General features: G+C 67.4%; 21 protein-coding genes and 1 pseudogene. 16 read left to right on the top strand and 6 right to left on the bottom strand.

The genetic code is table 11. From position 1 onward, the window contains the following. Positions 1-111: 111 nt before the first annotated feature. The gene (locus tag WS75_RS10055; protein WP_059680339.1) at positions 112-987 is read right to left on the bottom strand and encodes an SDR family NAD(P)-dependent oxidoreductase; all 876 of its coding nucleotides are present in this window, start codon (positions 985-987) and stop codon (positions 112-114) included. A gap of 206 nt (positions 988-1193) precedes the next feature. Next, a complete protein-coding gene (locus WS75_RS10050; protein WP_059680338.1) occupies positions 1194-1772 on the bottom strand; it encodes a TetR/AcrR family transcriptional regulator in 579 nt (192 codons plus the stop codon). A 202-nt stretch (positions 1773-1974) separates the two neighbouring features. On the opposite strand from WS75_RS10050, the gene zwf reads away from it, so the two are divergent. Continuing rightward, entirely contained in the window at positions 1975-3450 is a 1476-nt protein-coding gene (gene zwf, locus WS75_RS10045) for a glucose-6-phosphate dehydrogenase (protein WP_059528548.1), read from the top strand. Between the two features lie 101 nt (positions 3451-3551). On the opposite strand, the gene WS75_RS10040 is transcribed toward zwf, so the two are convergent. Then, entirely contained in the window at positions 3552-4496 is a 945-nt protein-coding gene (locus WS75_RS10040; RefSeq protein WP_059680337.1) for a LysR family transcriptional regulator, read from the bottom strand. A gap of 101 nt (positions 4497-4597) precedes the next feature. Between WS75_RS10040 and WS75_RS10035 the strand changes: the two genes are divergently transcribed. From WS75_RS10035 to WS75_RS09990, 11 genes and pseudogenes are all read left to right on the top strand, one after another. Next, complete coding sequence (locus tag WS75_RS10035; RefSeq protein WP_059680336.1) at positions 4598-5800, top strand: MFS transporter; 1203 nt, start codon at positions 4598-4600, stop codon at positions 5798-5800. A 28-nt stretch (positions 5801-5828) separates the two neighbouring features. Then, positions 5829-6152, top strand: coding sequence for a MoaF-related domain-containing protein (locus WS75_RS10030; RefSeq protein ID WP_059680335.1), 324 nt, complete (start codon positions 5829-5831; stop codon positions 6150-6152). Positions 6153-6165: 13 nt separating this feature from the next. Further along, positions 6166-7128 (top strand): LLM class oxidoreductase, encoded by a 963-nt coding sequence (locus tag WS75_RS10025; protein ID WP_059680334.1) that lies wholly within the window; start codon positions 6166-6168, stop codon positions 7126-7128. Between the two features lie 149 nt (positions 7129-7277). Beyond that, positions 7278-8084, top strand: coding sequence for a 2,5-didehydrogluconate reductase DkgB (gene dkgB, locus WS75_RS10020; RefSeq protein ID WP_059680416.1), 807 nt, complete (start codon positions 7278-7280; stop codon positions 8082-8084). 89 nt (positions 8085-8173) lie between these two features. Continuing rightward, positions 8174-9289, top strand: a complete 1116-nt coding sequence (locus WS75_RS10015) for an alkene reductase (RefSeq protein WP_059680333.1) — start codon at positions 8174-8176, stop codon at positions 9287-9289. Positions 9290-9309: 20 nt separating this feature from the next. Continuing rightward, a pseudogene (locus tag WS75_RS33480) lies at positions 9310-9417 on the top strand (aldo/keto reductase); the annotation flags it as partial. A gap of 632 nt (positions 9418-10049) precedes the next feature. Further along, on the top strand, positions 10050-11438 hold the full coding sequence (locus tag WS75_RS10010; protein ID WP_059680332.1) for an NCS2 family permease: 1389 nt from the start codon (positions 10050-10052) through the stop codon (positions 11436-11438). A gap of 154 nt (positions 11439-11592) precedes the next feature. Continuing rightward, on the top strand, positions 11593-12186 hold the full coding sequence (locus WS75_RS10005) for a hypothetical protein (protein WP_059680331.1): 594 nt from the start codon (positions 11593-11595) through the stop codon (positions 12184-12186). Between the two features lie 238 nt (positions 12187-12424). Continuing rightward, entirely contained in the window at positions 12425-13345 is a 921-nt protein-coding gene (locus WS75_RS10000) for a LysR substrate-binding domain-containing protein (protein ID WP_059680330.1), read from the top strand. Positions 13346-13570: 225 nt separating this feature from the next. Then, the gene (locus WS75_RS09995; RefSeq protein ID WP_059680329.1) at positions 13571-14353 is read left to right on the top strand and encodes an ABC transporter substrate-binding protein; all 783 of its coding nucleotides are present in this window, start codon (positions 13571-13573) and stop codon (positions 14351-14353) included. Between the two features lie 257 nt (positions 14354-14610). Further along, positions 14611-15726 carry a succinylglutamate desuccinylase/aspartoacylase family protein gene (locus tag WS75_RS09990; RefSeq protein ID WP_059680328.1) on the top strand — a complete coding sequence of 372 codons (1116 nt, stop codon included), beginning with the start codon at positions 14611-14613 and terminating at the stop codon, positions 15724-15726. A gap of 142 nt (positions 15727-15868) precedes the next feature. Here WS75_RS09990 and WS75_RS09985 read toward each other — a convergent pair whose 3' ends face one another. Next, entirely contained in the window at positions 15869-16675 is an 807-nt protein-coding gene (locus WS75_RS09985; RefSeq protein WP_059680327.1) for a MetQ/NlpA family ABC transporter substrate-binding protein, read from the bottom strand. A gap of 307 nt (positions 16676-16982) precedes the next feature. Between WS75_RS09985 and WS75_RS09980 the strand changes: the two genes are divergently transcribed. The 4 genes from WS75_RS09980 (at position 16983) to WS75_RS09965 (ending at position 19440) form a co-directional block, all read left to right on the top strand. Continuing rightward, on the top strand, positions 16983-18143 hold the full coding sequence (locus tag WS75_RS09980; RefSeq protein ID WP_059680326.1) for a porin: 1161 nt from the start codon (positions 16983-16985) through the stop codon (positions 18141-18143). Positions 18144-18363: 220 nt separating this feature from the next. Continuing rightward, the gene (locus WS75_RS09975; protein WP_059680325.1) at positions 18364-18624 is read left to right on the top strand and encodes a DUF2866 domain-containing protein; all 261 of its coding nucleotides are present in this window, start codon (positions 18364-18366) and stop codon (positions 18622-18624) included. 133 nt (positions 18625-18757) lie between these two features. After that, positions 18758-19141, top strand: coding sequence for a DUF6232 family protein (locus WS75_RS09970; protein ID WP_059680324.1), 384 nt, complete (start codon positions 18758-18760; stop codon positions 19139-19141). Positions 19142-19212: 71 nt separating this feature from the next. Beyond that, entirely contained in the window at positions 19213-19440 is a 228-nt protein-coding gene (locus WS75_RS09965; RefSeq protein WP_059680323.1) for a hypothetical protein, read from the top strand. 324 nt (positions 19441-19764) lie between these two features. On the opposite strand, the gene WS75_RS09960 is transcribed toward WS75_RS09965, so the two are convergent. Both WS75_RS09960 and WS75_RS09955 read right to left on the bottom strand, forming a co-directional pair. After that, positions 19765-20376, bottom strand: coding sequence for a trimeric intracellular cation channel family protein (locus tag WS75_RS09960; protein WP_059680322.1), 612 nt, complete (start codon positions 20374-20376; stop codon positions 19765-19767). 8 nt (positions 20377-20384) lie between these two features. Beyond that, the gene (locus WS75_RS09955) at positions 20385-22499 is read right to left on the bottom strand and encodes a penicillin-binding protein 1A (protein ID WP_059680321.1); all 2115 of its coding nucleotides are present in this window, start codon (positions 22497-22499) and stop codon (positions 20385-20387) included. Between the last annotated feature and the right edge of the window lie 198 nt (positions 22500-22697).

The following is a 22697-nucleotide window of genomic DNA, read 5'->3' as shown; positions in this document are numbered from 1 at the left end:
GATCGTGATCGAAGACCGGCGTGCGTGCGACCGGGCGTCATCCGGTCGCCGTGCGTCGGCGGGGCGTCGGCGCCGCGCTCGAGCGAACCCGCGCTGCCCCGGCTCCCAGACTTACCCGACCTTCTTCAACGCCTGCAATCCCTCCGGCAACTTCGCGTCCGGGAACATCGTCGACAGCGTCGTATCGCGCCACCGCGCCGCCTCCTCTGCACGCTGCGCTTCCGCCTGCTCGCACACGAACAGCGCGTCGCCGCCGAGCAGCAAACGCATCGGCACGTCGTCGCGACGCGACAACTCGACGATCAGCTTCGCGATCCGCGCCGGATCGCCTACCTCGTGGCCGCCGTACGCGCCGAGCAATTCGAGAATCTTCCCGACCGACGGCCGATAGTCGGGCAGCAGGCCCTCGACCTCGCGCTTCGCCTGCGCGGCCCAGTCGGTGCGCATCCCGCCCGGCTCGAGCGTGCAGACGCGCACGCCGAACGGCGCGACTTCCTTCGACAGCACGTCGCTGAACCCGCCGACCGCCCACTTCGCGGCCTGATACGCGGACAAGCCGGCCGTCGACGTGCGCCCGCCGACCGACGACACCTGGAAGATGTGCCCCGCGCGCTGCGCGCGCATCGTCGGCAACACTGCACGCGTCAGGTTGATCACGCCGAACAGGTTCGTTTCGATCTGGTCGCGGAAATCGTCGGCGCCCATCTGCTCAAACGGCGCGGTATGGCCGTAGCCCGCGTTGTTCACCAGCACGTCGATGCGGCCGAACGCGTCGCGGGCAGCCGCCACCGCATGCGCGGCCGCCGCTGCGTCGGTCACGTCGAGTTCAATCGGCAGCAGCCGGTCGCCGTACCGTTCTTCCAGATCCGCGAGCCGCGCGGGATCGCGCGCACCGGCCGCCAGACGATCGCCCGCCGCCAGCACCGCTTCCGCGATCGAGCGCCCTAGGCCGCGTGCGGCCCCTGTTACCAGCCAGACTTTCGACATTTTCCACTCCTCGACAAGGTTGAAATCACAAAATGAATGATTACTCACTCATTAATATGGGCGCTGAAACAGCGATTTTCACCGTGCCGCGCCCTGCCTGAAACCGCCTTCCGCCGCGGCGGATGCGCCCGAACCGAACGCGCCGCCAATCACCCGTCTCCCGCCGTCCGCCGTCCGCCAGGCAGCCCGCCCGGCGAGCCGTCCACTCATACCGCGTGCAACACGGCCCAAAGCGCACGAAACCCCGCTTCCCGGTATCCGTCGGCCAGCGCCGGATCGCGCGCGATCGATTCCATCGCCGTTTCCGCAATCGACGTGAACAGCGCCGCGCAGAACGCGTGCGCATCGTCGGCCTTCAGCCCGCCCGCAGCCGCAACCTGCGCGCGCAGCAGCGAGCTGATCCCGCCGAACCCTTCGGCCCCGGCCGCGCGATGCGCGTCGTCGATGCGGCCGCTCACGCCGAGCTGCTGCAGCGCGCGGCGCCCATCCGGATTCGCGACGCCCCACGACACATAGCCGTTCCACGCATGCCGCACGGCCTGCTCGACCGGCGCGTGTTCCGGAAACCCGGCCATCATCGCTTCGCGCATCCCGGCCTTCAGGCTCAGATACAACGCGTTCAGCAGCGCGTCCTTGGTCTCGAAGTACGTGAACACCGTGCCTTCCGCGACGCCGGCGAGCCGGGCGATGCGCGCGGTGGTCGCGCTCGCGCCGTCCTCCGCGAGCGCGCGGGCGGCGGCGGCGAGGATGGCGTCGTGCTTGTCGGGACTGCGCGGTCGGGCCACGTTCGATTCCTTTAATGAGTGAGCGCTCAATCATAATCGCGGCAAGCGTGCCATGCAAGCGCTGTTACGAAACGGGAACACATACACAATCGATCAAAAGCGTGCACTATTAGCGTTTTCACGTACTGGCGCGCCAACGCACCGGCGCCCGGCGCTTCGACGTTCGTTCCACGCTCACACCGCTTCAGACCGCGATCCACTCATGACGAATAAGCCCAACCAGACCGAAGCCGACCAGCCCGTCGACATGATCATCTTCGGCGGCGGCGGCGACCTGGCCGCCCGCAAGCTGTTGCCCGCGCTGTACATGGCGCACCTGCACTGCAACCTGCCGCCGGAGACGCGCATCATCGCGGTCGGCCGGCGCGACTGGGGCATCGACGGCTATCGCAAGTTCATGGACGAGCAATCGCGCCCGTTCATCGACGACAAGGCGTTCGACGCCGACGCATGGGCCCGTTTCCTCGACCTGTTCAAGTACGTGCTGATCGACGTGAACGCGCCGGAAGACTACGCACGGCTCGCCGACGCGGCGCGCGGCGATGCGATCCGCGTGTTCTACCTGTCGACGTCGCCGGAGCTGTTCACGACGATCTGCGACAATCTGTCGGCCGCGCACCTCGTCGACGCGCGCTCGCGCGTCGTCCTCGAAAAGCCGCTCGGCCACGATCTCGCGTCGGCGCAGGCGATCAACGATGCGGTCGGCAAGCATTTCGCGGAATCGCAGATCTACCGGATCGACCATTACCTCGGCAAGGAAACCGTGCAGAACCTGATGGTGCTGCGCTTCGGCAACCCGATCTTCGGGCCGCTGTGGCAGGCGCCGAGCATCCGCAGCGTGCAGATCACGGTGGCGGAGACGGTCGGCGTCGGCAGCCGCGCGGGCTTCTACGACCACACCGGCGCGCTGCGCGACATGGTGCAGAACCACCTGCTGCAACTGCTGTGCATCGTCGCGATGGAGCCGCCGGTGTCGCTCGACCCGGACGCGGTGCGCGACGAGAAGCTGAAGGTGCTGCGCTCGCTGCGGCCGATGGCGCTGTCGGACGTCGCGCGCGACACGGTGCGCGGCCAGTACACGGCCGGCGCGGTCGACGGACAGCCGGTCAAGGGCTATCTCGAGGAGGACAACGTGCCGGCGGACAGCCACGCGGAAACCTTCGTCGCGCTGCGCGCGCACATCAACAACTGGCGCTGGGCGAACGTGCCGTTCTTCCTGCGCACCGGCAAGCGGCTGCAGCGCCGCCAGTCGGAAATCGTGATCGAGTTCGCGGACATGCCGTTCTCGATCATCCCGAGCGGCCCGCGCCACTACAGCAACCGCCTCGTGATCCAGCTCCAGCCGGAAGAGTCGATCCAGTTGCAGATGCTCGCGAAGGAGCCGGGCAGCGGGATGAAAATGGTGCCCGTGAGCCTGAACCTCGATCTGCAGCAGGCGATTCCGGAGCGGCGCGCGGAAGCGTACGAACGGCTGCTGATCGACGTGATCCGCGGCCGCCTCACGCACTTCATGCGCCGCGACGAGCTCGAAGCCGCATGGTCGTGGGTCGAGCCGATCCTCGACGGCTGGAAGCAGCTCGGCGATCGCCCGCGCCTCTACACCGCGGGCACGTTCGGACCGGCGGCATCGTCGGCGCTGCTGGCGCGCGACAACATGTCGTGGTCTGAGGAAGCGTAAGCCTTGCAAGACGGCGTGCCCGCGGCGCAAGCGCCGTGCGGCACGCCGGGTCACGCCGGCGCCCGAAGCCGGTCCCCCGCTTCCCTTCCAGCGCGCCGCCGTTACAGCGGCCCCATCCACGCAGCCTTGCGCCGCGTCGGCGCATCGCTGCCGCTGCTCCCGCCGCCCAGCACCTCGATCATGTAATCGACGAACGACGCGATCCGCGACGAGATCGCGGTGTTCCGGTAATACACCGCGTTGATCGGCTGCTCGACCTCGAGCGTCTGCCGCGCGAGCACCTGCACGAGCCGGCCGGCCTCGCGATCCTGCGCGGTCATGAAGTCCGACAGGCACACCACGCCCGCCCCCTCCAGCGCGAGCTGCCGCAGCGTCTCGCCGCTCGACGACCAGATGCCGGGCTCGATGCGGCTCGGCTCGCCGTCCGCGCCGAGGATCGGCCATACGTTCAGCGATTCGGGCTGCGTGAAGCCGAGCAGCGTGTGCTTGCGGAGATCCTCCACCTTGCGCGGCTGGCCGTGCGCTTCGATGTACGCGGGGCTCGCGAGGATGCGCAGCCGGCTGTTGCCGATCCGCCGGCTGTGCAGCGTCGAATCCTTCAGGCGGCCGATCCGGATCGCGACGTCGGTGCGCCGCTCGAGCAGATCGATGATCCCCTCGTTGCTGTTCAGCTCCAGCTCGACCTTCGGGAAGCGTTCACGGTAGCCGCGCACGAGCGGCACGATCACATGCAGCATGAACGGCGTCGCGGCGTCGACGCGCAGCCGCCCCGACGGCATCTCGCGCCGCGCGAGCATCTGCTCCTCGGCGTTCTCGACCGATTCGATGATCGCGCGCGCGTCCTGCAGGAACGCGCGCCCCTCTTCGGTCAGTTCGAGCCGGCGCGTGGTCCGGCGCAGCAGCGTGGTCTTCAGCTTCTCCTCGAGCCGCGCAAGCGTGCGGCTCGCCGCCGACACGGTGACGTCGAGCTGCTGCGCGGCGGCGGTGATCGAACCGGTGTCGACCACGGCGGCAAAGGCCTGGAGTTCGTCGAGCGTGATTTTCATTGTTGATCTGAAATCAAAACAATTTGGTTTATAGACCAGTTTTTCAGCAAAAGTAAAGGCGGCACACTGCGATCCATTCTTACTGGAACCTGGACCCCGCCATGCCACTCGCCCTGCTTGCGCTGACCATCAGCGCCTTTGCCATCGGCACGACCGAATTCGTGATCGTCGGGCTGATCCCGACGATCGGCGCCGATCTCGGCGTCAGCCTGCCGTCGGCCGGACTGCTCGTCAGCCTCTACGCACTGAGCGTCGCGATCGGCGCGCCGCTCCTCACCGCGCTCACCGGCCGCGTGCCGCGCAAAACGCTGCTCGCCGCGCTGATGGCGCTCTTCACGATCGGCAACCTCGTCGCCTGGCAGGCGCCGGGCTACGAATCGCTGATCGTCGCGCGCGTGCTCACCGGCCTCGCGCACGGCGTGTTCTTCTCGGTCGGCTCGATCATCGCGACGACGCTCGTGCCGAAGGACAAGGCCGCCAGCGCGATCGCGACGATGTTCAGCGGCATGACCGTCGCGTTCGTCGCCGGCATCCCGCTCGGCACCTTCATCGGTCAGCACTTCGGCTGGCGCGCGACGTTCCTGATCGTCGCGCTGTTCGGCCTCGTCGCGTTCCTCGGCGCCGTGGCCTTCGTGCCGCGCGGCCTTCCGCGGACGCCGCCGGCGCCGCTCGCCCGTCAGTTCCGCGTGCTGGCCCAGCCGCGCCTGCTGCTCGTCTATGCGATGACGGCGGTCGGCTACGGCGGCTCGCTGATCGCGTTCACCTACATGGCACCGCTGCTCGAACAGATCGCCGGCTTCACGCCGTCGCAGGTCAGCCTCGTGCTCGTCGGCTACGGCGTGTCGGTCGCGTTCGGCAACGTGTGGGGCGGCAAGCTCGCCGACCGCGTCGGCCCGGTCAAGGCGCTCAAGCAGATCTTCCTGCTGCTCGCGATCGTGCTGCTCGCACTGACCTTCACGGTGCACGTGAAGTGGCTCGCGGTGCTGACGATGCTCGCGTGGGGCGCGGTCGCATTCGGCAACGTGCCGGGCCTGCAGGTGTACGTCGTCAAGCAGGCGCGCCACTTCGCGCCGGACGCCACCGACGTTGCATCGGGGTTCAACATCGCCGCGTTCAACCTCGGCGTCGCGGGCGGCTCGTCGCTCGGCGGCCTGATCGTCGCGGACGTCGGTCTCGGCCATACGCCGTGGATCGCCGCCGTCGTCACGCTCGGCGCGTTCGCGCTGACCGCGCTGAGCGGCCGCCTCGATCGCGGCCAGGGCCTGCCCGAACGCACGGCCGAACCCGTCGAACTCGCCCATTGAACGTCACTTTCCGCAGGAGCCGCACCGCATGAACGCATCGACCCGACGTCCGCCGTTCGCCGGCAAGACTGTCGAAGTCCGCTACGACGGCCTCGCCGCCCTCAACGCGTATGACGACGACGGCCTCCCCATGCGCGACTCGATAACCGAAGGCGCATACGCCGGCGCGACGGGCGAAGTCGCCTTCACGTGGCAGCACGTCGCCGGCGAGACCGACGCGATCTTGTGGCTGGAAGCCGACCGCGCGACGGTCGTGCACATCGACGATTTTGCCGCCGGCACGTCGCGCTCGTTCTTCACCGCGTCGTCGCTCGACTTCTGCCGGCTCGAAGGCAGCCTGCGCGCGATCTGAACGGAGCCCGATCATGTCCACTTCTCTCGACAGGCTCGCCGCAGGCGGCTTCACCATCGGCATCGAACTGCCGCTCGACAACGACTGGTCGCCGGCCGGCGACGCGAAGCGCCAGCATGACGGCCGCCGCCCCGGCGTGCCCGACCTCGAAATCCACGCGGAGCTCGCGCAACTGGCCGACACGCTCGGCTTCCGCGCGCTCTGGGTGCGCGACGTGCCGGTGTACGACCCGTCGTTCGGCGACGCCGCGCAGGTGTTCGAGACCTTCTCGTATCTCGGCTACCTCGCCGGCATCACGCGCGACATCCTGCTCGGCACGGCGGCCGTCGTGCTGCCGCTGCGCGAGCCGCTGCTGACGCTGAAATCGGCCGCGACGATCCAGGAACTGAGCGGCGGCCGCCTGCTGCTCGGCGTCGCGAGCGGCGACCGGCCGGTCGAATATCCGCTGTTCGGCCGCGACTTCGCATCGCGCGGCGCGAATTTCCGCGACCAGATCGCGCTGCTGCGCGACGGCGCGCGCGGGCATCTGCCGCCCGGCCTCGACGTGCTGCCCGCCGCGCGATCGCCGGTGCCGCTGCTCGTCGCGGGTCTCGCGCAGCAGACGCCCGCATGGATCGGCGAGCACATGGATGGCTGCCTCGCGTATCCCGGCGCGCCGGCCGATCACCTGCAGCGCGTCGCGAACTGGCGCGCGGTGGCCGGCGACAAGCCGTACGTGAGCTTCATCCACCTCGACCTCGCGGAAGATCCGCACGAGCCGCTGCAGCGGCACCGCTTCGGCGCGCGCGCCGGACGCATCGCGCTGACGGAGGAACTCGCGGCGATGCGCACCGCCGGCGTGCAGCACATCGGCCTGCATTTCCGCCGCAACCGCCGCCCGCTCGACGAGACGATGGCCGAGATCGCGTCGGACGTGCTGCCGGTGTTCCACGCGAATGCCGCAGCGGATGCGAACGCGCTGACGGGCGCCGCCTGAGGCCGGCACGCCGCCAGCCAGCCGGATCCACGACCGATATTTGAATTTAAATCAAATATTTTTGACCTCTAAAGGCGTTTATCTCATCAGTCCAGGACGCCAGAATGATTTTCATACCGCAATCGCTCCACCTCTTCCAGGAACACATGATGAGCAACATTCCCGCATTCGGCCTCGGCACCTTCCGCCTGCAAGGCCAGGTCGTCATCGACTCGGTCCGCAACGGCCTCGAAGTCGGCTACCGCGCGATCGACACCGCGCAGATCTACGGCAACGAAGCCGAAGTCGGCGAAGCGATCGCCGCATCGGGCGTGCGCCGCGAAGACCTGTTCCTCACGACGAAGATCTGGGTCGACAACTACGCGCCGGAAAAGCTGGTCGCCAGCCTCGAGGAAAGCCTCCGCAAGCTGCGCACCGACTACGTCGACCTGACGCTGATCCACTGGCCGGCTCCGGAGAGCGGCGTGTCGGTGCAGTCATTCATGACCGCGCTGGCCGACGCGAAGGTGAAGGGTCTCACGCGCCAGATCGGCATCTCGAACTTCAACATCGCACTGACGAAGGAAGCGATCGCGGTGGTCGGCAAGGATGCGATCGCGACGAACCAGATCGAACTGAGCCCGTACCTGCAGAACCGCAAGCTGGTCGAATTCCTGAACGGCGAAGGCATTCACGTGACGTCGTACATGACGCTCGCATACGGCAAGGTGCTCGGCGATCCGGTGATCGGCGCGATCGCGCAACGTCACGACGCGACGCCGGCGCAGGTCGCGCTGGCCTGGGCCCTGCGGCTCGGCTACTCGGTGATCCCGTCGTCGACCAAGCGCGAAAACCTCGCAAGCAACCTGCTCGCGCAAACGGTGCGCCTGACCGACGAGGACATGGCGCAGATCGCCGCGCTCGAGCGCAATGGCCGCGAAGTCGACCCGGCCGGCCTCGCGCCGAAGTGGGACTAGGCCTGTTCCCGCCGATCACAGGCCCCGGCACCGCCCCCTCAATCGAACCGTCCGCGGCCAGCCGGCCGCGGCACCGACAGGAATCCACCATGACTCAGGACCCGCTTTTCCAACCGCTGCAATTCGGCTCGCTGACACTGCCGAACCGCATCGTGATGCCGCCGATGACGCGTTCGCGCGCCAGCCAGCCCGGCGACGAAGCCAACGAACTGATGGCCGCGTATTACGCGCAGCGCGCAAGCGCGGGCCTGATCGTCAGCGAAGGCACCTACATCGCGCCGCTCGGCAAGGGCTACGCATGGACGCCCGGCATCCACACGCCGTCGCAGGTCGCCGGCTGGCGCAAGGTGACGGACGCCGTCCACGCAGCGCATGGCCGCATCTTCGCGCAGCTCTGGCACGTCGGCCGGCTGAGCCACACGAGCCTGCTCGGCGGCCGGCAACCCGTTTCGTCGTCGCCGCTCCAGGCGAAGGGCGTGAACGTGTTCGTCGCCGGTGAAGACGGCAGCACGCCGGGCTTCGTGCAGGCGTCCGAGCCGCGCGCGTTGTCCGTCGACGAAATCGGCGAGATCGTCGATCAATACCGCGCCGCCGCGCGCAACGCGATCGAAGCCGGTTTCGACGGCGTCGAGCTGCACGGCGCGAACGGCTATCTCGTGAACCAGTTCATCGACTCGAACGCGAACACGCGCACCGACGCGTACGGCGGCTCGCTCGACAACCGGCTGCGCTTCCTGCGTGAAGTCGCGCAGGCGTTGATCGAAGGCACCGGCGACGCGTCGCGCGTCGGCATCCGCCTCGCGCCGCTGACCACGCTGAACGGCTGCGTCGACGACGATCCCCAGACGACCTACCTCGCCGCCGCGAAGCTGCTCGGCGAACTCGGTGTCGGCTACCTGCACATCGCGGAAGCCGACTGGGACGACGCCCCGCTGATGCCGGTCGAATTCAAGCAGCAGCTACGTGCCGCGTTTCCTGGTGTGCTGATCTACGCCGGTGCGTACACCGCCGAGCGCGCGCGGGAAGCGATCGCCGCCGGCTGGGCCGACCTCGTCGCCTTCGGCCGACCGTTCGTCGCGAACCCCGACCTGCCCGAGCGCCTGCGCACCGGCGCCGCGCTCACGCCGCACGACCGCAACACGCTGTTCGGCGGCGGCGCACGGGGCCTGACCGACTATCCGACGCTCGCGCAGACCGCGGCCTGACCGATCGACAGGACTCCGACATGAGAATCACGTCCCCTTCCCGACTTGGTTTCGGCACCGCGCCACTGGGCAACATGGATCGGGACATCCCGAGCGAAGAAGCACTGGCCACCGTCGACGCGGCCTGGGAGAGGAAACCGGGCGCACGCCTGCGGTAATCGACGCGTACTCGGCCGCGATGGCCGAGTTGTTCTGCGCGTATCTCGCACAGCTCGCGCGCGGCTGATGCAACGACGGCAACGACGCGCGCCAGCGCAGCACGCGCGCGGCCCCGGTATCATCCGGTTTCTCGTTGCGCACGGCGGCGCGGCGCGTCACGCGCGGCCGTATTCACGCACCTGCGCGGCCTCGATGAAAGACATTCGTAATATCCGATGCGTCACCCGCCCCGCCCCTGCCCGCCGATCCAGCATTCAAATAATCGCCTTAACGGATTCGAACTAGGCGTATACACGCGTTCCGCGACGACGAAGCCCCGTTGCACGCCGATATAAGCGTTGCGACATGCGCTGCATGCTCTTTCCCCAATGGGACGTGACGGGCCGTTCGCCTAACCTTCGCTACGGCAAAGCACACGTGACGGGGTCGACTACGCCACGCGTCGTACGACTCGACACGCGCGCCCATCGACGCGCGGACGACGACACGAATCGCGCGTGATGCGTCCCCACGACGCTGCCGATAATTTCAACCAGATACGAGACACCCTGACGACGGCCTGCCACAGGCCGTTTCAGCATGCTGATAAAGGAGCAAGCTCATGAGTGATACCCCGGTGCAGCCGACGGTCGGCGTCGGCGCGGAAGAAACGGACTTCGGCACCAAGGGAGTCATCGACCGGTACTTCGGCATTTCGTCGCGCGGCAGCACGCAGCGTCGCGAAATCGTCGCGGGCGTGACCACTTTCCTCGCGATGGTCTATTCCGTGTTCGTCGTCCCCGGCATGTTCGGCAAGGCCGGCTTCGACACGAGCGCGGTATTCGTCGCGGTCTGCCTCACCACCGCCTTCGGTTCGCTGCTGATGGGCCTGTGGGCGAAGCTGCCGATCGCGATCGGCTGCGCGATCTCGCTGACGGCGTTCACGGCGTTCGGCCTCGTGCTCGGCAAGGGCCTGCATCCGACCGTCGCGCTCGGCGCCGTGTTCCTGATGGGTCTCGTGTTCACGGGCATTTCGGTCACCGGCGTGCGTTCGTGGATCCTGCGCAACCTGCCCGCGGGCGTCGCGCACGGCACCGGCATCGGCATCGGCCTGTTCCTGCTGCTGATCGCGTCGAACGACGTCGGCCTCGTGATCAAGAATCCAGGCGCCGGCCTGCCGGTCTCGCTCGGCCAGATCACCGCGTTCCCGGTCATCATGTCCGTCGTCGGCCTCGCCGCGATCTTCGGGCTCGAGAAGCGTCGCGTGCCGGGCGGCATCCTGCTCGTCGTGGTCGCGATCTCGCTGATCGGTCTCGCGTTCGATCCGGCCGTGAAGTATCGCGGCATCTTCGCGCTGCCGTCGCTGAGCGCACCGGGCCACGCCTCGCTGATCGGCGCGATGGACATCAAGGGCGCGCTGTCGATGGCCGTGCTGCCGAGCGTGCTGGCGCTCGTGATGACCGCCGTGTTCGACGCGACCGGCACGATCCGCGCGGTCGCCGGTCAGGCGGGCCAGCTCGACGAGAACGGCCGCATCATCAACGGCGGCCGCGCGCTGACCGCCGATTCGATCAGCTCGATCTTCTCCGGCTTCCTCGGCGGTGCGCCGGCCGCGGCCTACATCGAGTCGAGCGTCGGCGTGGCCGCCGGTGCGAAGACGGGCCTCGCGGCCGCCGTGGTCGGCGTGCTGTTCCTGGTCGTGATGTTCTTCTCGCCGCTCGCGGGCCTCGTGCCGTCGTACGCCACCGCACCGGCGCTGATGTACGTCGGCCTGCTGATGCTCGGCAGCGTGAGCAAGCTGCACATGGACGACATGGTCGATGCGATGTCGGGACTGGTGTGCGCGGTATTCATCGTGCTGACCGCGAACATCGTGACCGGCATCATGCTCGGCTTCTCGACGCTCGTGATCGGCCGCATCGCCAGCGGCGAATTCCGCAAGCTCAACGTCGGCACCGTGCTCATCGCGGCCGTGCTCGTCACGTTCTATCTCGGCGGCTGGGCGATCTGAGCGCGCATCGCGACGCCCCCGTCTCCTCCACCATCGTCGTTGATGGCCTCCCGGCCTGGAAACGCATGTTTCCAGGCCTTTTTTGTCGGTGCGGCGCGTCGCACCGCGCGTGCGCACGCGGTGCTACGATCGCATTTTGTCCCCCGGAACGCCCATGAATCCGTTCGGCATCGTCTCTGAATCAGACACGCGGTCCGCGGCGAGCAAACCGCCGTTCATCCCGTCGTTCGGCTTCGTCGAAGTTCATGAATCCCGGCCGATCGACGCGCCGCCGTCGCGCATCATCGACGCCGTGGCCGCGCTCGACATGCGCGCCGATCCGGTCATCGATGCGCTGCTTGCCGTGCGCGAATCGCCGGCGGCCATCGCACGTGCGCTGGCCAAGCGCCCCGCCGAAGGCGCCCGCGAACGCTTCGGCTTCGATACGTTCACGCTGCTGCATCGCGACGAGACGTCGCTGTCGCTGGGGCTCATCGGACGCTTCTGGCGCCCGACGCCCGACGTGCGGACGATCGACGACGCCGAGGCCTTCGTCCGGCACGACGATCCGCGCGATGCGAAGCTGGTGCTGCGGTTCGAGGTCGTCGGACTGTCGTCCGGCACGCGCCTGCTGCGCACCGAAACCTTCGTGCACTGTCCGAGCACGCGCACGCGCCTGCTGTTTCTGCCGTACTGGCTCGCGATCCGGCTCGCGAGCGGCTGGATCCGCCGTCGCACGCTCGCGGCCGTCGAACTGGCGCTTGCCTGACACACCCGGCCGCCACGATATCTTCACGCGGTGCGTCGTGGCGCGACGCATCGCGACGACGTCACGACCCCGCACGTACCATCATCTGCAATCCTGATCGGTTCGCCGTCGATCTCGGCGAAGACATGCCGGTGTGTGCCCCGCGTTTTTTGTTCCGCCAGGCGTTCGCCGCCGCGGCGCGCTACCCTATCGGTCTTCGCGGCGGCGCCCCGGCCCGCCGCCAGATCCGAACCGATCGATGACCCGCATCCGAAACCACCTGAACATCGCGCAGCTCCAGGCGTTCGTCTCCGCCGCGCATCACAAGAGCCTGCGCGCCGCCGCGCGCGAACTCGGCGTCACGCAGCCCGCGATCACGCATACGATCCGCGAACTCGAGTCGGCGCTGAACGCGGAACTGCTCGCGCGCAGCGTGCGCGGCGTCGAGCTGACCGCGTGCGGCCATGCGCTGCTGCCGCGCGCCGAGCAACTGCTCGGCGACATGCGCCGCACCGTCGAGGCCGTCGAGCAGGTGAAAGGCGAGATGTCAGGACGTGTCGCGGTCGGCACGATGCCGTCCATCGCGCTGACCGCGCTGCCGCGCGCGGTCACCGCATTCCGCCAGTCGATGCCGAACGTAAACCTGCATCTGGTGGAAGTGACGGTGCCGGACGCGCTCGCGCAATTGCGCAACGGCACGCTCGACATCGCTGCGATGCACCATGTGCCCGCGCTCGACCGCGATTTCACGCAGGTGCCGCTGCTGTCGACCGAGTTCACCATCGTGATGCGCGAAGGCCACCCGCTCGCGCACGCGCGCCGGTTAGAGGAATTGCTCGACGCCGAATGGATCGTCACGGTCGGGGCCGAGCAATTCCCGCACAGCGTGATGGTCGGAATGTTCGCGGCGCGCGGGCTGCCGCCGCCGAAGCGCCTGCTGCGCTCGCCGATGTCGTTCGCGGTGACGCTCGGGCTCGTGGCGCGCTCCGACGTGATCGGCTGCTTCACGCGCCCGCTGGCCGCGATGGTGGCGCCGCTCGGGATTCGCACGGCCGACCTCGACGAAAGCATGCCGCGCTTCGACCTGTCGATCATCGCGCGCCGCGACCTGCTGCCGACGCCGGCCGTGTCGCAATTCGTCACCTGCCTGCAGCGCGCGGTCAACGAAACGCTCGGTTGAATCGTTCCTACGTCTGAAACGGTCGCACGCCGCACGCACGACCGTCGGGTCCGGTATCGGGGCATGTCCTAGGCGCCCTGCCGGTATTTTGTCTTGATAATCTTGCGCACGTCGCGCGCCCGCATCGGGCAGCGAAACGGACAGCCCGACGCGAAGCCGCGCCGGGCCGAAGGCTTACGGCGCGGCACAACCGCGCACCCATCGAACAAAACGAGGAGTCACCGAGTGAAAAAGATTCTTGCGGCTGTGACCGTAGCCCTGCTCGCCGTATCGGCCGGCACTGCATACGCGAAGGACTGGACGACCGTGCGCTTCGGCGTCGACGCAAGCTACCCGCCTTTCGAATCGAAAGGCGCTGACGGCAAGGTGGTCGGGTTCGACGTCGACCTCGGCAACGAAATCTGCCGCCGCATGAACGCGAAGTGCGTGTGGATCGAAAACGACTTCGACGGGATGATCCCGGCGCTGAAGGCACGCAAGTTCGACGGCGTCCTGTCGTCGATGTCGATGACGCCGGCGCGCGAGGAACAGATCGCGTTCTCGTCGAAGCTGTTCAACACGCCGACGCGCCTCGTCGCGAAGAAGGGTGCCGGCCTGATGCCGACGGCCGAATCGCTGAAGGGCAAGTCGGTCGGCGTCGAGCAGGGCACGATCCAGGAAACGTACGCGAAGACGTACTGGGCTCCGAAGGGCGTCAACGTCGTGCCTTACCAGAACCAGGACCAGGTCTACGCCGACCTGATCTCGGGCCGTCTGGACGGCGCGCTGCAGGACGCGGTGCAGGCTGAAATCGGCTTCCTGAAGACGCCGCGCGGCGCGAACTTCGATTTCGCCGGCAAGGACATCGACGATCCGAAGACGCTCGGCAACGGCGCCGGCATCGGCCTGCGCAAGGAAGACACCGACCTGAAGGCGAAGATCGACGGCGCGATCGCCGGCATGCGCAAGGACGGCACGTACGACAAGATCGCGAAGAAGTACTTCGATTTCGACGTGTACGGCAAGTAACACCGCGCAACGCGCGCTTCGCATCCGCGCAGACGGGCTCCGCAAGGAGCCCGTTTTTTTTGCCCGCGCGCGACGAACGACGGCGCGGCACGCATGCCCGAAGGGCTGCAGCACCGTTATTTTTTACGCAACAACCCGATGATTCGTAAAGGAAATCGACTTGCCGGGCGCGCGGTTTGATGGGTTCGCGCAAGGCAACGTACAATCGATCTTCCACGCATACGGATCACTCGCGGCTGCGCCGCCCTCCCCTCATCATGCAAACGCAGACCCATCCGCTGATTTCCCCCGCCGTCGGCACCGAACGCCAGATCACGAGCTTCCACTACGGCCCGCGCGGCGAGAAGAAGGTCTACATCCAGTCGTCGCTGCACGCGGACGAACTGCCCGGCATGCTGGTCGCCGCGCTGCTGCGCCGCAAGATCGCCGCGCTCGAGACGGCCGGCAAGCTGCGCGGCGAGGTGGTCATCGTCCCCGTGCCGAACCCGATCGGCCTGTCGCAGCACGTGTTCGGCGATCACCTCGGCCGCTTCGAGCTCGGCTCGATGCAGAACTTCAACCGCAATTTCTACGATCTCGCGGCGCTCGTGCTGCCGCGCATCGAAGGCCGCCTGACGAACGACGCGCAGCGCAACCTCGTCGCGGTACGCGCCGCGATGCGCGAGGCGCTGAACGAACAGAAGCCGCGCACCGAGCTCGAATCGCAGCGCCTCGCGCTGCAGAAACTGTCGTTCGACGCCGACATCGTGCTCGACCTGCATTGCGACAGCGACGCGGTGATGCACCTGTATACGAACCCCGATCTGTGGGAAGACGTCGAGCCGCTGTCGCGCTATCTGGACGCGCAGGCGTCGCTGCTCGCGCTGAATTCGGTCGGCAATCCGTTCGACGAGATCCACAGCTTCTGCTGGTCGGATCTGCGCAACCGCTTCGGCGATCGCTTCCCGATCCCGAACGGCGCGATCTCCGTCACGATCGAACTGCGCAGCGAGCGCGACGTGTCGTACGAACTCGCGGAGAAGGACGCGCAAGCGATCGTCGAATACCTGACCGAGCGCGGCATCATCGACGGCACGCCGGCGCCGCTGCCGCCGCTCGCGCATCCGGCCACGCCGCTCGCGGGCACCGATCCGCTCGTCGCGCCGGTGTCGGGCGTCATCGTGTTCCGCACGCCGGTCGGCGCGTGGATCGAGGCCGGCCAGGACGTGGCCGACATCGTCGATCCGCTGACCGATCGCGTCATCACGCTGAAGAGCAGCGTGTCGGGCGTGCTGTACGCGCGCCAGATCGTGCGCTTCGCGACCGCCGGGATGGAAGTCGCGCGGATCGCCGGCGCGACGCCGATCCGCACCGGGTCGCTGCTGTCGGCCTGAACCCCTGAGCCCCTGAGCCGCCTGAATGGCGGCCGGCCCGCGCGCCGCAGCACGGCGCGCCAACGAAATCGCCCGCTTGCGCGGGCGATTTGCTTTTCGGTCTGGCGCGATGCCCGCGACGCGGGCTGGCCACGGCCGACGTTCAGAACGCCGGCACGATCGCACCGCCGAACTTCTGGTCGATGAACTTGCGCACGTCGTCCGATTCATAGGCCGCGACGAGCTTCTTCACCCACGGCTTGTCCTTGTCCTGCGCGCGCACCGCGATCAGGTTCGCGTACGGCCCGCGCAGATCCTCGATCGCGATCGCATCCTTCACCGGCGTGAGCCCGGCCTTCACCGCGTAGTCGGTGTTGATCGACGCGGCGTCGAGGTCGGGCAGCGCGCGCGGCAACTGCGCGGCGTCGAGCTCGACGATCCTGATCTTCTTCGGATTCTCGGCGACGTCGAGCGGCGTCGCGTTCACGCCGTTCGTGCCGACGCCCGCCTTCAGCTTGATCACGCCGTATTTCTGCAGCAGCAGCAGCGCGCGGTTGCCGTTCGACGGATCGTTCTGGATCCCGACCTTCGCCCCCGCCGGCAAGTCCTTGAGCGACTTGATCTTCTTCGAATAGAAGCCCATCGGCGCCGTGTAGGTCAGCCCGACGTTGACGATCCTGTAGCCGCGCTGCTTGATCTGGCTGTCGAGAAACGGCTGGTGCTGGAAACCGTTCGCATCGAGGTCGCCCGCGTCGAGCGCCGCGTTCGGCTGCACGTAGTCGTTGAATTCGATGACCTTGATCGCGAGGCCTTCGCGTGCGGCGACTTTCGTCACCTCGGTCCAGATCTGTGCGTCGGGGCCGCTCATCGTGCCGATCTTCAGCGTCTGGGAGTCGGCGTGCGCACCGGGCGCGGCAAAGGCCAGCGCCGCGGCAAGCGCGCCGAGGCCGGTCAGGATCGAACGTCGCATGGTGTCCTCTTGTCCCGTGTCGTTGTTGAAGCGCGCATCGTGGCACGGGGCCGGAACGGCACCAACCAAGCTTATTTCATGTGCATATTCCGGATCCCGATCGAATCTCAGGAGGAATCGGTATAACTCCCCGCTGTACAACCGGGCAGAATCCAGTGTCGCATCGGCACCACAGATTCGTAATATGACAAAGGCTGTCACATTCATTACGTGGCCCGCCGATAAAGTTGCGACCGGTCCGTGAAAGCGCCCAGAGAGAGCGCCGGAACCGCAACTGGACACGCCATTTATTCGCTCGGAGAATCCTTTGAACAAGAAACTGTTGACCATCGCCATCCTCGCAGCAACGGCTGGCGCGGCGCACGCACAAAGCAGCGTGACCCTGTATGGCGTCATCGATGCCGGTATCAGCTACGTGAACCACAGCAAGACCGCAACCGGCGGCAGCGGCAAGCTGTTCAAGTACGACGACGGCGTGGCCCAGGGTAGCCGTTGGGGCCTGCGCGGCACCGAAGACCTCGGTGGCGGCCTGAAGGCAATCTTCGTGCTCGAAAACGGCTTCAACAGCGGCAACGGCACGATCGGCCAGGGTGGCGCGATCTTCGGCCGTCAAGCCTATGTCGGCCTGAGCCAGTCGCAATACGGCACGGTCACGTTCGGCCGCCAGTACTCGTTCTCGACCGACATCCTCGGTTCGAACTACTCGACGGGCGGCAACACGGTCGCGGGTAACTACGCGTACCACGTGAACGACATCGACCAGCTCACGTCGAGCCGCATCAACAACTCGGTGAAGTTCCAGAGCGCGAACTACGCCGGCTTCACGTTCGGCGCGTTGTACGGCTTCTCGAACTCGACCGACTTCGCTGGCGCACCGTCGACGACGACGGGCACCACGACGACGGCCGGTTCGTCGCGCGCATACAGCTTCGGCCTGAACTACGCGAACGGCCCGTTCGCACTCGGCGCCGCCTACACGGACATCCGCTTCCCGAGCCAGTCGACGCCGGCATTCTCGACGTCGATCGCGAACATCGCGCTGACGAACATCCGCGACCTGCGCACGTACGGCGTCGGCGGCCGTTACATCTTCGGCCCGGCAACGGCATGGCTGCTCTGGACGCGCACGCAGTTCACCCCGATCGCGGCTGGCGCATCGGGCACGTTCTACAACGCGTATGAAGCAGGCGTGAAGTACGCGATCACGCCGGCCCTGTCGGCAGCAGCGGGCTACACGTACACGAACGCAACGCAAAGCGGCAACTCGGCGCACTGGAACCAGGGCGACCTGGGCCTCGACTACGCGCTCAGCAAGCGTACGGACGTGTACGGCCTGGTGGTCTACCAGAAGGCGTCGGGCAACGGCGTGCAAGCGCAGATCGGTTCGAGCACGAGCTACTTCAGCACGTCGGGCAACGGTTCGTCGAACCAGCTGGCCGCTCGCGTCGGTATCCGTCACAAGTTCTAAAGCATCCGCTTAACTGTCCGCTCATTTCGCGGACGACGACGGCAAGAAGCGCCCCGCTCCACGCGGGGCGCTTTTTTATGGGCTTTTAAGTTTCGCTTAATTCTGGGCTGAGAGGATGCTCTCACCCCCCCTGTTGGCCGCCTGAGCATCGGCGGCTTTTTTTTTGAGACCCACTACGGCACCGGCATCAACTGCCCACAAGACAGGATCGGAGCCCAAGATGATCGAAGATACCGTTTTCAGCCATCTGCACGCGATTCTGACGCGCCGGCATTCGCTGCCGGTCCAGAGTTGCCGCGTGTCAGTGGAAATGCAGCGCCCGTGGGGCCGCCCGTACCGGCTCGTCGAATGGACGATGCATCTCGACGCGCCCGCGCGACGCCAGATCGTGCCGGCCGAATCGACCGACGAAGAAATCGCCGAGGTCGTCGCGTCGCACGTGCCGGGCCGACTGTACGGCGACGGCCAGCTGCAGTTCTGACTCCTGCCGTTACCAACCGTTACCCGCCGTTGCCCGCGTCGCGGCCGGCCCGCACGCGTCGTGCGGCACTCGGTCTCGTTTGACGCGGCAACGAAGTCTGCTACGCTGCGCGTTTTCGTCCACGCAACATACGATGGAAAACGCATTCAACGAACGCGGCGTGATGGTCACGCGCAACGGCCTGTCGGCCGCCGGGCAGGTCTTCCCGCTGCGTGACATCCGCAACGTCGATGTCGTCAAGATCCCGAAGAATCGCCTCGTGCCGTCGCTGATCTCGCTGATCGGCGTGGCCACCGCCGTCGCAGGCGGCATCGGCGCATCGAGCGCCGCGCTGGTCGTCGGCGTGATGCTCGCCGTCGTCGGCTATCTCGCCTGGACCACGCAGGACATCACCTACCGGCTGATGGTCGAGATGCCCGACGGCAAGCGCGAAGCACTGTCCAGCGTCGACGCCGAATTCGTCGAGCGCGTCGCGCAAGTCGTGCGCGACGCACGGACGGCGACGGCCGCCGGCTGATTTCCGCTGCGCGCGCCGACCACCTACTATGGAATGAGCGGCACGCCGCCGCGTCGTTCGAGGAGGTCGGCATGAACGCCCAATCGCTGTCCGGCATGCTGCGCGCGCAGGAACTGCTGCTCGTCTCGATGATCCGCACGCTGCCGCCCGACACACGCAGCGCGCTCGTCGACCTCTACGCCGAACAGCTCGCGTTCGCCGAACAGGCCGGCTTCGAAGGCCACGGCGATCGCGCGACGTACGACGCGTTCATCGCGCATGCGCGCAACCTGCTGATTCGTATCGAAGCGCTGGCCTAGGGCCGGCCGGCGTTCACCGCATGTCACGCCGCGCGGCTCGCCCGATCCGCGCCGACGGTGCGCGTCCGCACGCGCCGCTTTTCTCTCTCGCATCGATAATGATTCTCATTTGCGTTGATGAAATGATCGATTCCCCTTCCATTCTCCGATCACCACCAGCCGCGCGCGAACGGGCCAGCCAGGTGAACGCGTCACCCAGCCAGCCTTCGGGCTCGTCATCGTCAATGGGCGACCACCTGTGCCTTGCTATGCGGCGACGGGCCGCCACCGGTCATGGTGCCGGCGTTGCACGCGCGTATCGTCGCATCCGCGCGGCAACCTCGCTCAATGCTCGACGTCCGCGACACCGAACGTCCGCATTTTCCATCCCAGCCGCACCGCAAGCATGCGCGTCGTGAAGCCCGCCGCCAGCGCGACCACCGACGCCAACCCGGCATCGATGCCCAGATGCTGAATCCCGACGTACAGCGTGCCCGTGAAGAACGCAACGCTCGCATACAGTTCCTCGCGCAGGATCAGCGGCATCTCGTTGCACAGCAGGTCGCGCAGCATCCCGCCGCAGACACCCGTGATCGCGCCGGCCAGCACGACGATGATCGGCGCGGCGCCCGTCGACGCGCCGATATCGCAGCCGATGATCGTGAACGCCGCGAGACCGATCGCGTCGACGGTGACGAACAGCGTCTTCATCCGCGCGACGTGCCGCGCGGCCCACGACGCGACGGTCGCCGCGGCGAGCGTGATCACGAGGTACTCGGGATGCGCGATCCAGCCGAGCGGATAGTGGCCGAGCAGCACGTCGCGCACCGTGCCGCCGCCGAGCGCCGTCACCGCGCCGACGAGCGCGAGCCCGAAGCGGTCCATCCCGCGTCGCATGCCCATCAGCGCGCCCGACATCGCCTCCGCGACGATCGCGATCAGATAAATCGTATGCATCGCGCGCCTCAGTCCTGGGTACGGAACAGGTCGAGCACGCGTTCGCGCTCGGCCGCATCGACGGCTGCGGGCATCGGCTCGTCGGGCTTGCCCATCTCGCCCGATGCATCCGGCGCGTCGGACGCCGGCGCGCCGCCGCACGCGAAGCGGCTGCGGATGAACGGCGGCACGTCCGCCGTGCACGCGCCGCGCGAGTATTCGGCGTACACGAAATCACCGTCGACGAGCGCGACGTCCTGCGGCGGCGTCGCATCGACCGGCGTGCGGCCGTCGACGGCCGTCTTCATGTAGTCGAGCCAGACCGGCAGCGCGAGCGTCGCGCCGGTCGCGCGTCCCATCGGGCGCGGCGTGTCGTAGCCGAGCCACGCGACCGCGACGATCCCCGACGAGTAGCCCGCGAACCAGACGTCCTTCGATCCGTTCGACGTACCCGTCTTGCCGGCCGCGTCGTCGCGACGCAAGGCGAGCGCGCCACGCGCGGTGCCGGCCTTCACGACGTCGCGCAGCATGCTGTCCATCACGAACGCGTTGCGCGCCGACACGACGCGCGCGCCTTCAGGCGTCGTCGCCTCGTACATCGCGCCGCCGTGACGCTGCTTCACCGACAGGATCAGGCGCGGCTCCATCCGCGTCCCGCCGTTCGCGAACACGCTGTACGCGCTCGCGAGTTCGAGCGGCGTCACCGCGCCCGCGCCGAGCGCGAGCGGCAACGACGCCGGATTGCGCTGCGCGTCGAAACCAAAATGCACTGCGTGCTGCTGCACGTAGCGCGCGTCGGCGGCCTGCATCAGGCTGACCGCGACCAGATTCTTCGAGCGCACGAGCCCGCGCCGCACCGGAATGAAGCCCTCGTAGCGGTTGCCGAAATTGCGTGGGCGCCACGGCCGCGCGCCGGTTTCCTCATGGGTGAGCGTGCGCTGCGTATCGTCGACCAGCACGCCCGGAAAGTAGCCCTTCTCCAGCGCCGCCGAATAGACGAACGGCTTGAAGCTCGAACCCGGCTGGCGATACGCCTGCAGCGCATGGTCGAACACGTTGCGGTTGAAATCCGCGCCGCCGACGAGCGCGAGCATGTCGCCCGTCGCCGCATCCAGCGACACGAGCGCGACTTCGAGCCCGTTGCGCGCATCGCGCTTCGTGCCCGGCTGCCGGCTCAGCGTGCGCTGGAGCGCGGCTTCGGCCGCGCGCTGGTCGCGCATCGAGATCGTCGTGGTCACGTCGAGGCCGAGCGTATAGGCGTCGTCGCGAAAGCGCTCGACCATCATCCGGCGCGCGCGCTCCGCGACGTACGGCGCCGCGACGATGCCGGGCGGCGGCGTGGTCGCCAGCGCGATCGGCATGTCGGCCGCCGCGCGATACGTCGCGTCGTCGAGCTCGCCGAGCGCATGCATGCGGCCGAGCACGTAGTTGCGCCGCGCGGTCGCGCGCGCCGGATTGACGACCGGATTGAACGCGGACGGTGCCTTCGGCAATCCGGCGAGCACGGCCGCTTCGCCCGCGCTCAGCGCGTCGAGCGGCTTGCCGAAATACACATTCGCGGCCGCCGCGAATCCATACGCGCGCTCGCCGAGATAGATCTGGTTCATGTAAAGCTCGAGCAGCTTGTCCTTGCTGTACTCGCGCTCGAGCTTGATGGCCATCAGGATCTCGGCGAGCTTGCGGCTCAGCACCTTGTCGCGCGTCAGGTAGAAGTTGCGCGCGACCTGCATCGTGATCGTGCTGCCGCCCTGCCCCGGCTGTCCCGTCACGACGTTCGCGAACGTTGCGCGCGCGAGGCCGCCGATGTCGATCGCGCCGTGCTGGTAGAACTTCGCGTCCTCGGCCGCGAGCAGCGCGTGCCGCATGAGCGGCGGAATGCGTTCGAGCGGCACGAACTCGCGGCGCTCGACGCCGTACTCGGCCAGCAGCTCGCCGTCGCGCGAGAAAATCCGCAGCGGCAGCGCGGGACGATAGTCGGCCAGGTGCTCGACGGATGGCAGCTGCGTCCAGATACGGTGGATCGTCCATGCGCCGATGCCCGCGCACGCGAGCGTCAGGCCGACCAGCGCGCCCGCGAGCATGCGCCATGCACGGCGCGGCGATGTGGGCGGTGGCGGCGGAAGATTGGCGGTGTGGTCGGTCATGCAGGCTCCTTCTTCAATGCGGCGAACGCGGGGCGCGCAACAGGCGCCCGTCGGTCACGAAAGGCGCGCATTGTCGAAGGGATGCCGGGATACCGGAACATTCTTTAGCCTAAGTTTTGCTAGCTAAATTTTATTTAGGAATGGTTGCGCGGGCGGCTGTGCCGGGCGAACCGCGCGGCGCACGAGCCGGTTCGCCTG

It is taken from the genome of Burkholderia sp. FL-7-2-10-S1-D7, from assembly GCF_001524185.1.
In the GTDB taxonomy this organism is placed as follows: domain Bacteria; phylum Pseudomonadota; class Gammaproteobacteria; order Burkholderiales; family Burkholderiaceae; genus Burkholderia; species Burkholderia diffusa.
This window is presented reverse-complemented; position numbering and strand designations above follow the sequence as displayed.

Bases quoted from the DNA above. Each gene is read 5' to 3' on its own strand.
- WS75_RS10030 (WP_059680335.1), top strand. From the start codon at position 5,829: ATGAACGCATCGACCCGACGTCCGCCGTTCGCCGGCAAGACTGTCGAA.
- WS75_RS10040 (WP_059680337.1), bottom strand. From the start codon at position 4,496: ATGAAAATCACGCTCGACGAACTCCAGGCCTTTGCCGCCGTGGTCGAC.
- WS75_RS10015 (WP_059680333.1), top strand. From the start codon at position 8,174: ATGACTCAGGACCCGCTTTTCCAACCGCTGCAATTCGGCTCGCTGACA.
- WS75_RS10035 (WP_059680336.1), top strand. From the start codon at position 4,598: ATGCCACTCGCCCTGCTTGCGCTGACCATCAGCGCCTTTGCCATCGGC.
- WS75_RS09965 (WP_059680323.1), top strand. From the start codon at position 19,213: ATGAACGCCCAATCGCTGTCCGGCATGCTGCGCGCGCAGGAACTGCTG.
- WS75_RS09990 (WP_059680328.1), top strand. From the start codon at position 14,611: ATGCAAACGCAGACCCATCCGCTGATTTCCCCCGCCGTCGGCACCGAA.
- WS75_RS10010 (WP_059680332.1), top strand. From the start codon at position 10,050: ATGAGTGATACCCCGGTGCAGCCGACGGTCGGCGTCGGCGCGGAAGAA.
- WS75_RS09960 (WP_059680322.1), bottom strand. From the start codon at position 20,376: ATGCATACGATTTATCTGATCGCGATCGTCGCGGAGGCGATGTCGGGC.
- WS75_RS10000 (WP_059680330.1), top strand. From the start codon at position 12,425: ATGACCCGCATCCGAAACCACCTGAACATCGCGCAGCTCCAGGCGTTC.
- WS75_RS10025 (WP_059680334.1), top strand. From the start codon at position 6,166: ATGTCCACTTCTCTCGACAGGCTCGCCGCAGGCGGCTTCACCATCGGC.
- WS75_RS09975 (WP_059680325.1), top strand. From the start codon at position 18,364: ATGATCGAAGATACCGTTTTCAGCCATCTGCACGCGATTCTGACGCGC.
- WS75_RS09955 (WP_059680321.1), bottom strand. From the start codon at position 22,499: ATGACCGACCACACCGCCAATCTTCCGCCGCCACCGCCCACATCGCCG.
- dkgB (WP_059680416.1), top strand. From the start codon at position 7,278: ATGAGCAACATTCCCGCATTCGGCCTCGGCACCTTCCGCCTGCAAGGC.
- WS75_RS09970 (WP_059680324.1), top strand. From the start codon at position 18,758: ATGGAAAACGCATTCAACGAACGCGGCGTGATGGTCACGCGCAACGGC.
- WS75_RS10005 (WP_059680331.1), top strand. From the start codon at position 11,593: ATGAATCCGTTCGGCATCGTCTCTGAATCAGACACGCGGTCCGCGGCG.
- WS75_RS09985 (WP_059680327.1), bottom strand. From the start codon at position 16,675: ATGCGACGTTCGATCCTGACCGGCCTCGGCGCGCTTGCCGCGGCGCTG.
- zwf (WP_059528548.1), top strand. From the start codon at position 1,975: ATGACGAATAAGCCCAACCAGACCGAAGCCGACCAGCCCGTCGACATG.
- WS75_RS10055 (WP_059680339.1), bottom strand. From the start codon at position 987: ATGTCGAAAGTCTGGCTGGTAACAGGGGCCGCACGCGGCCTAGGGCGC.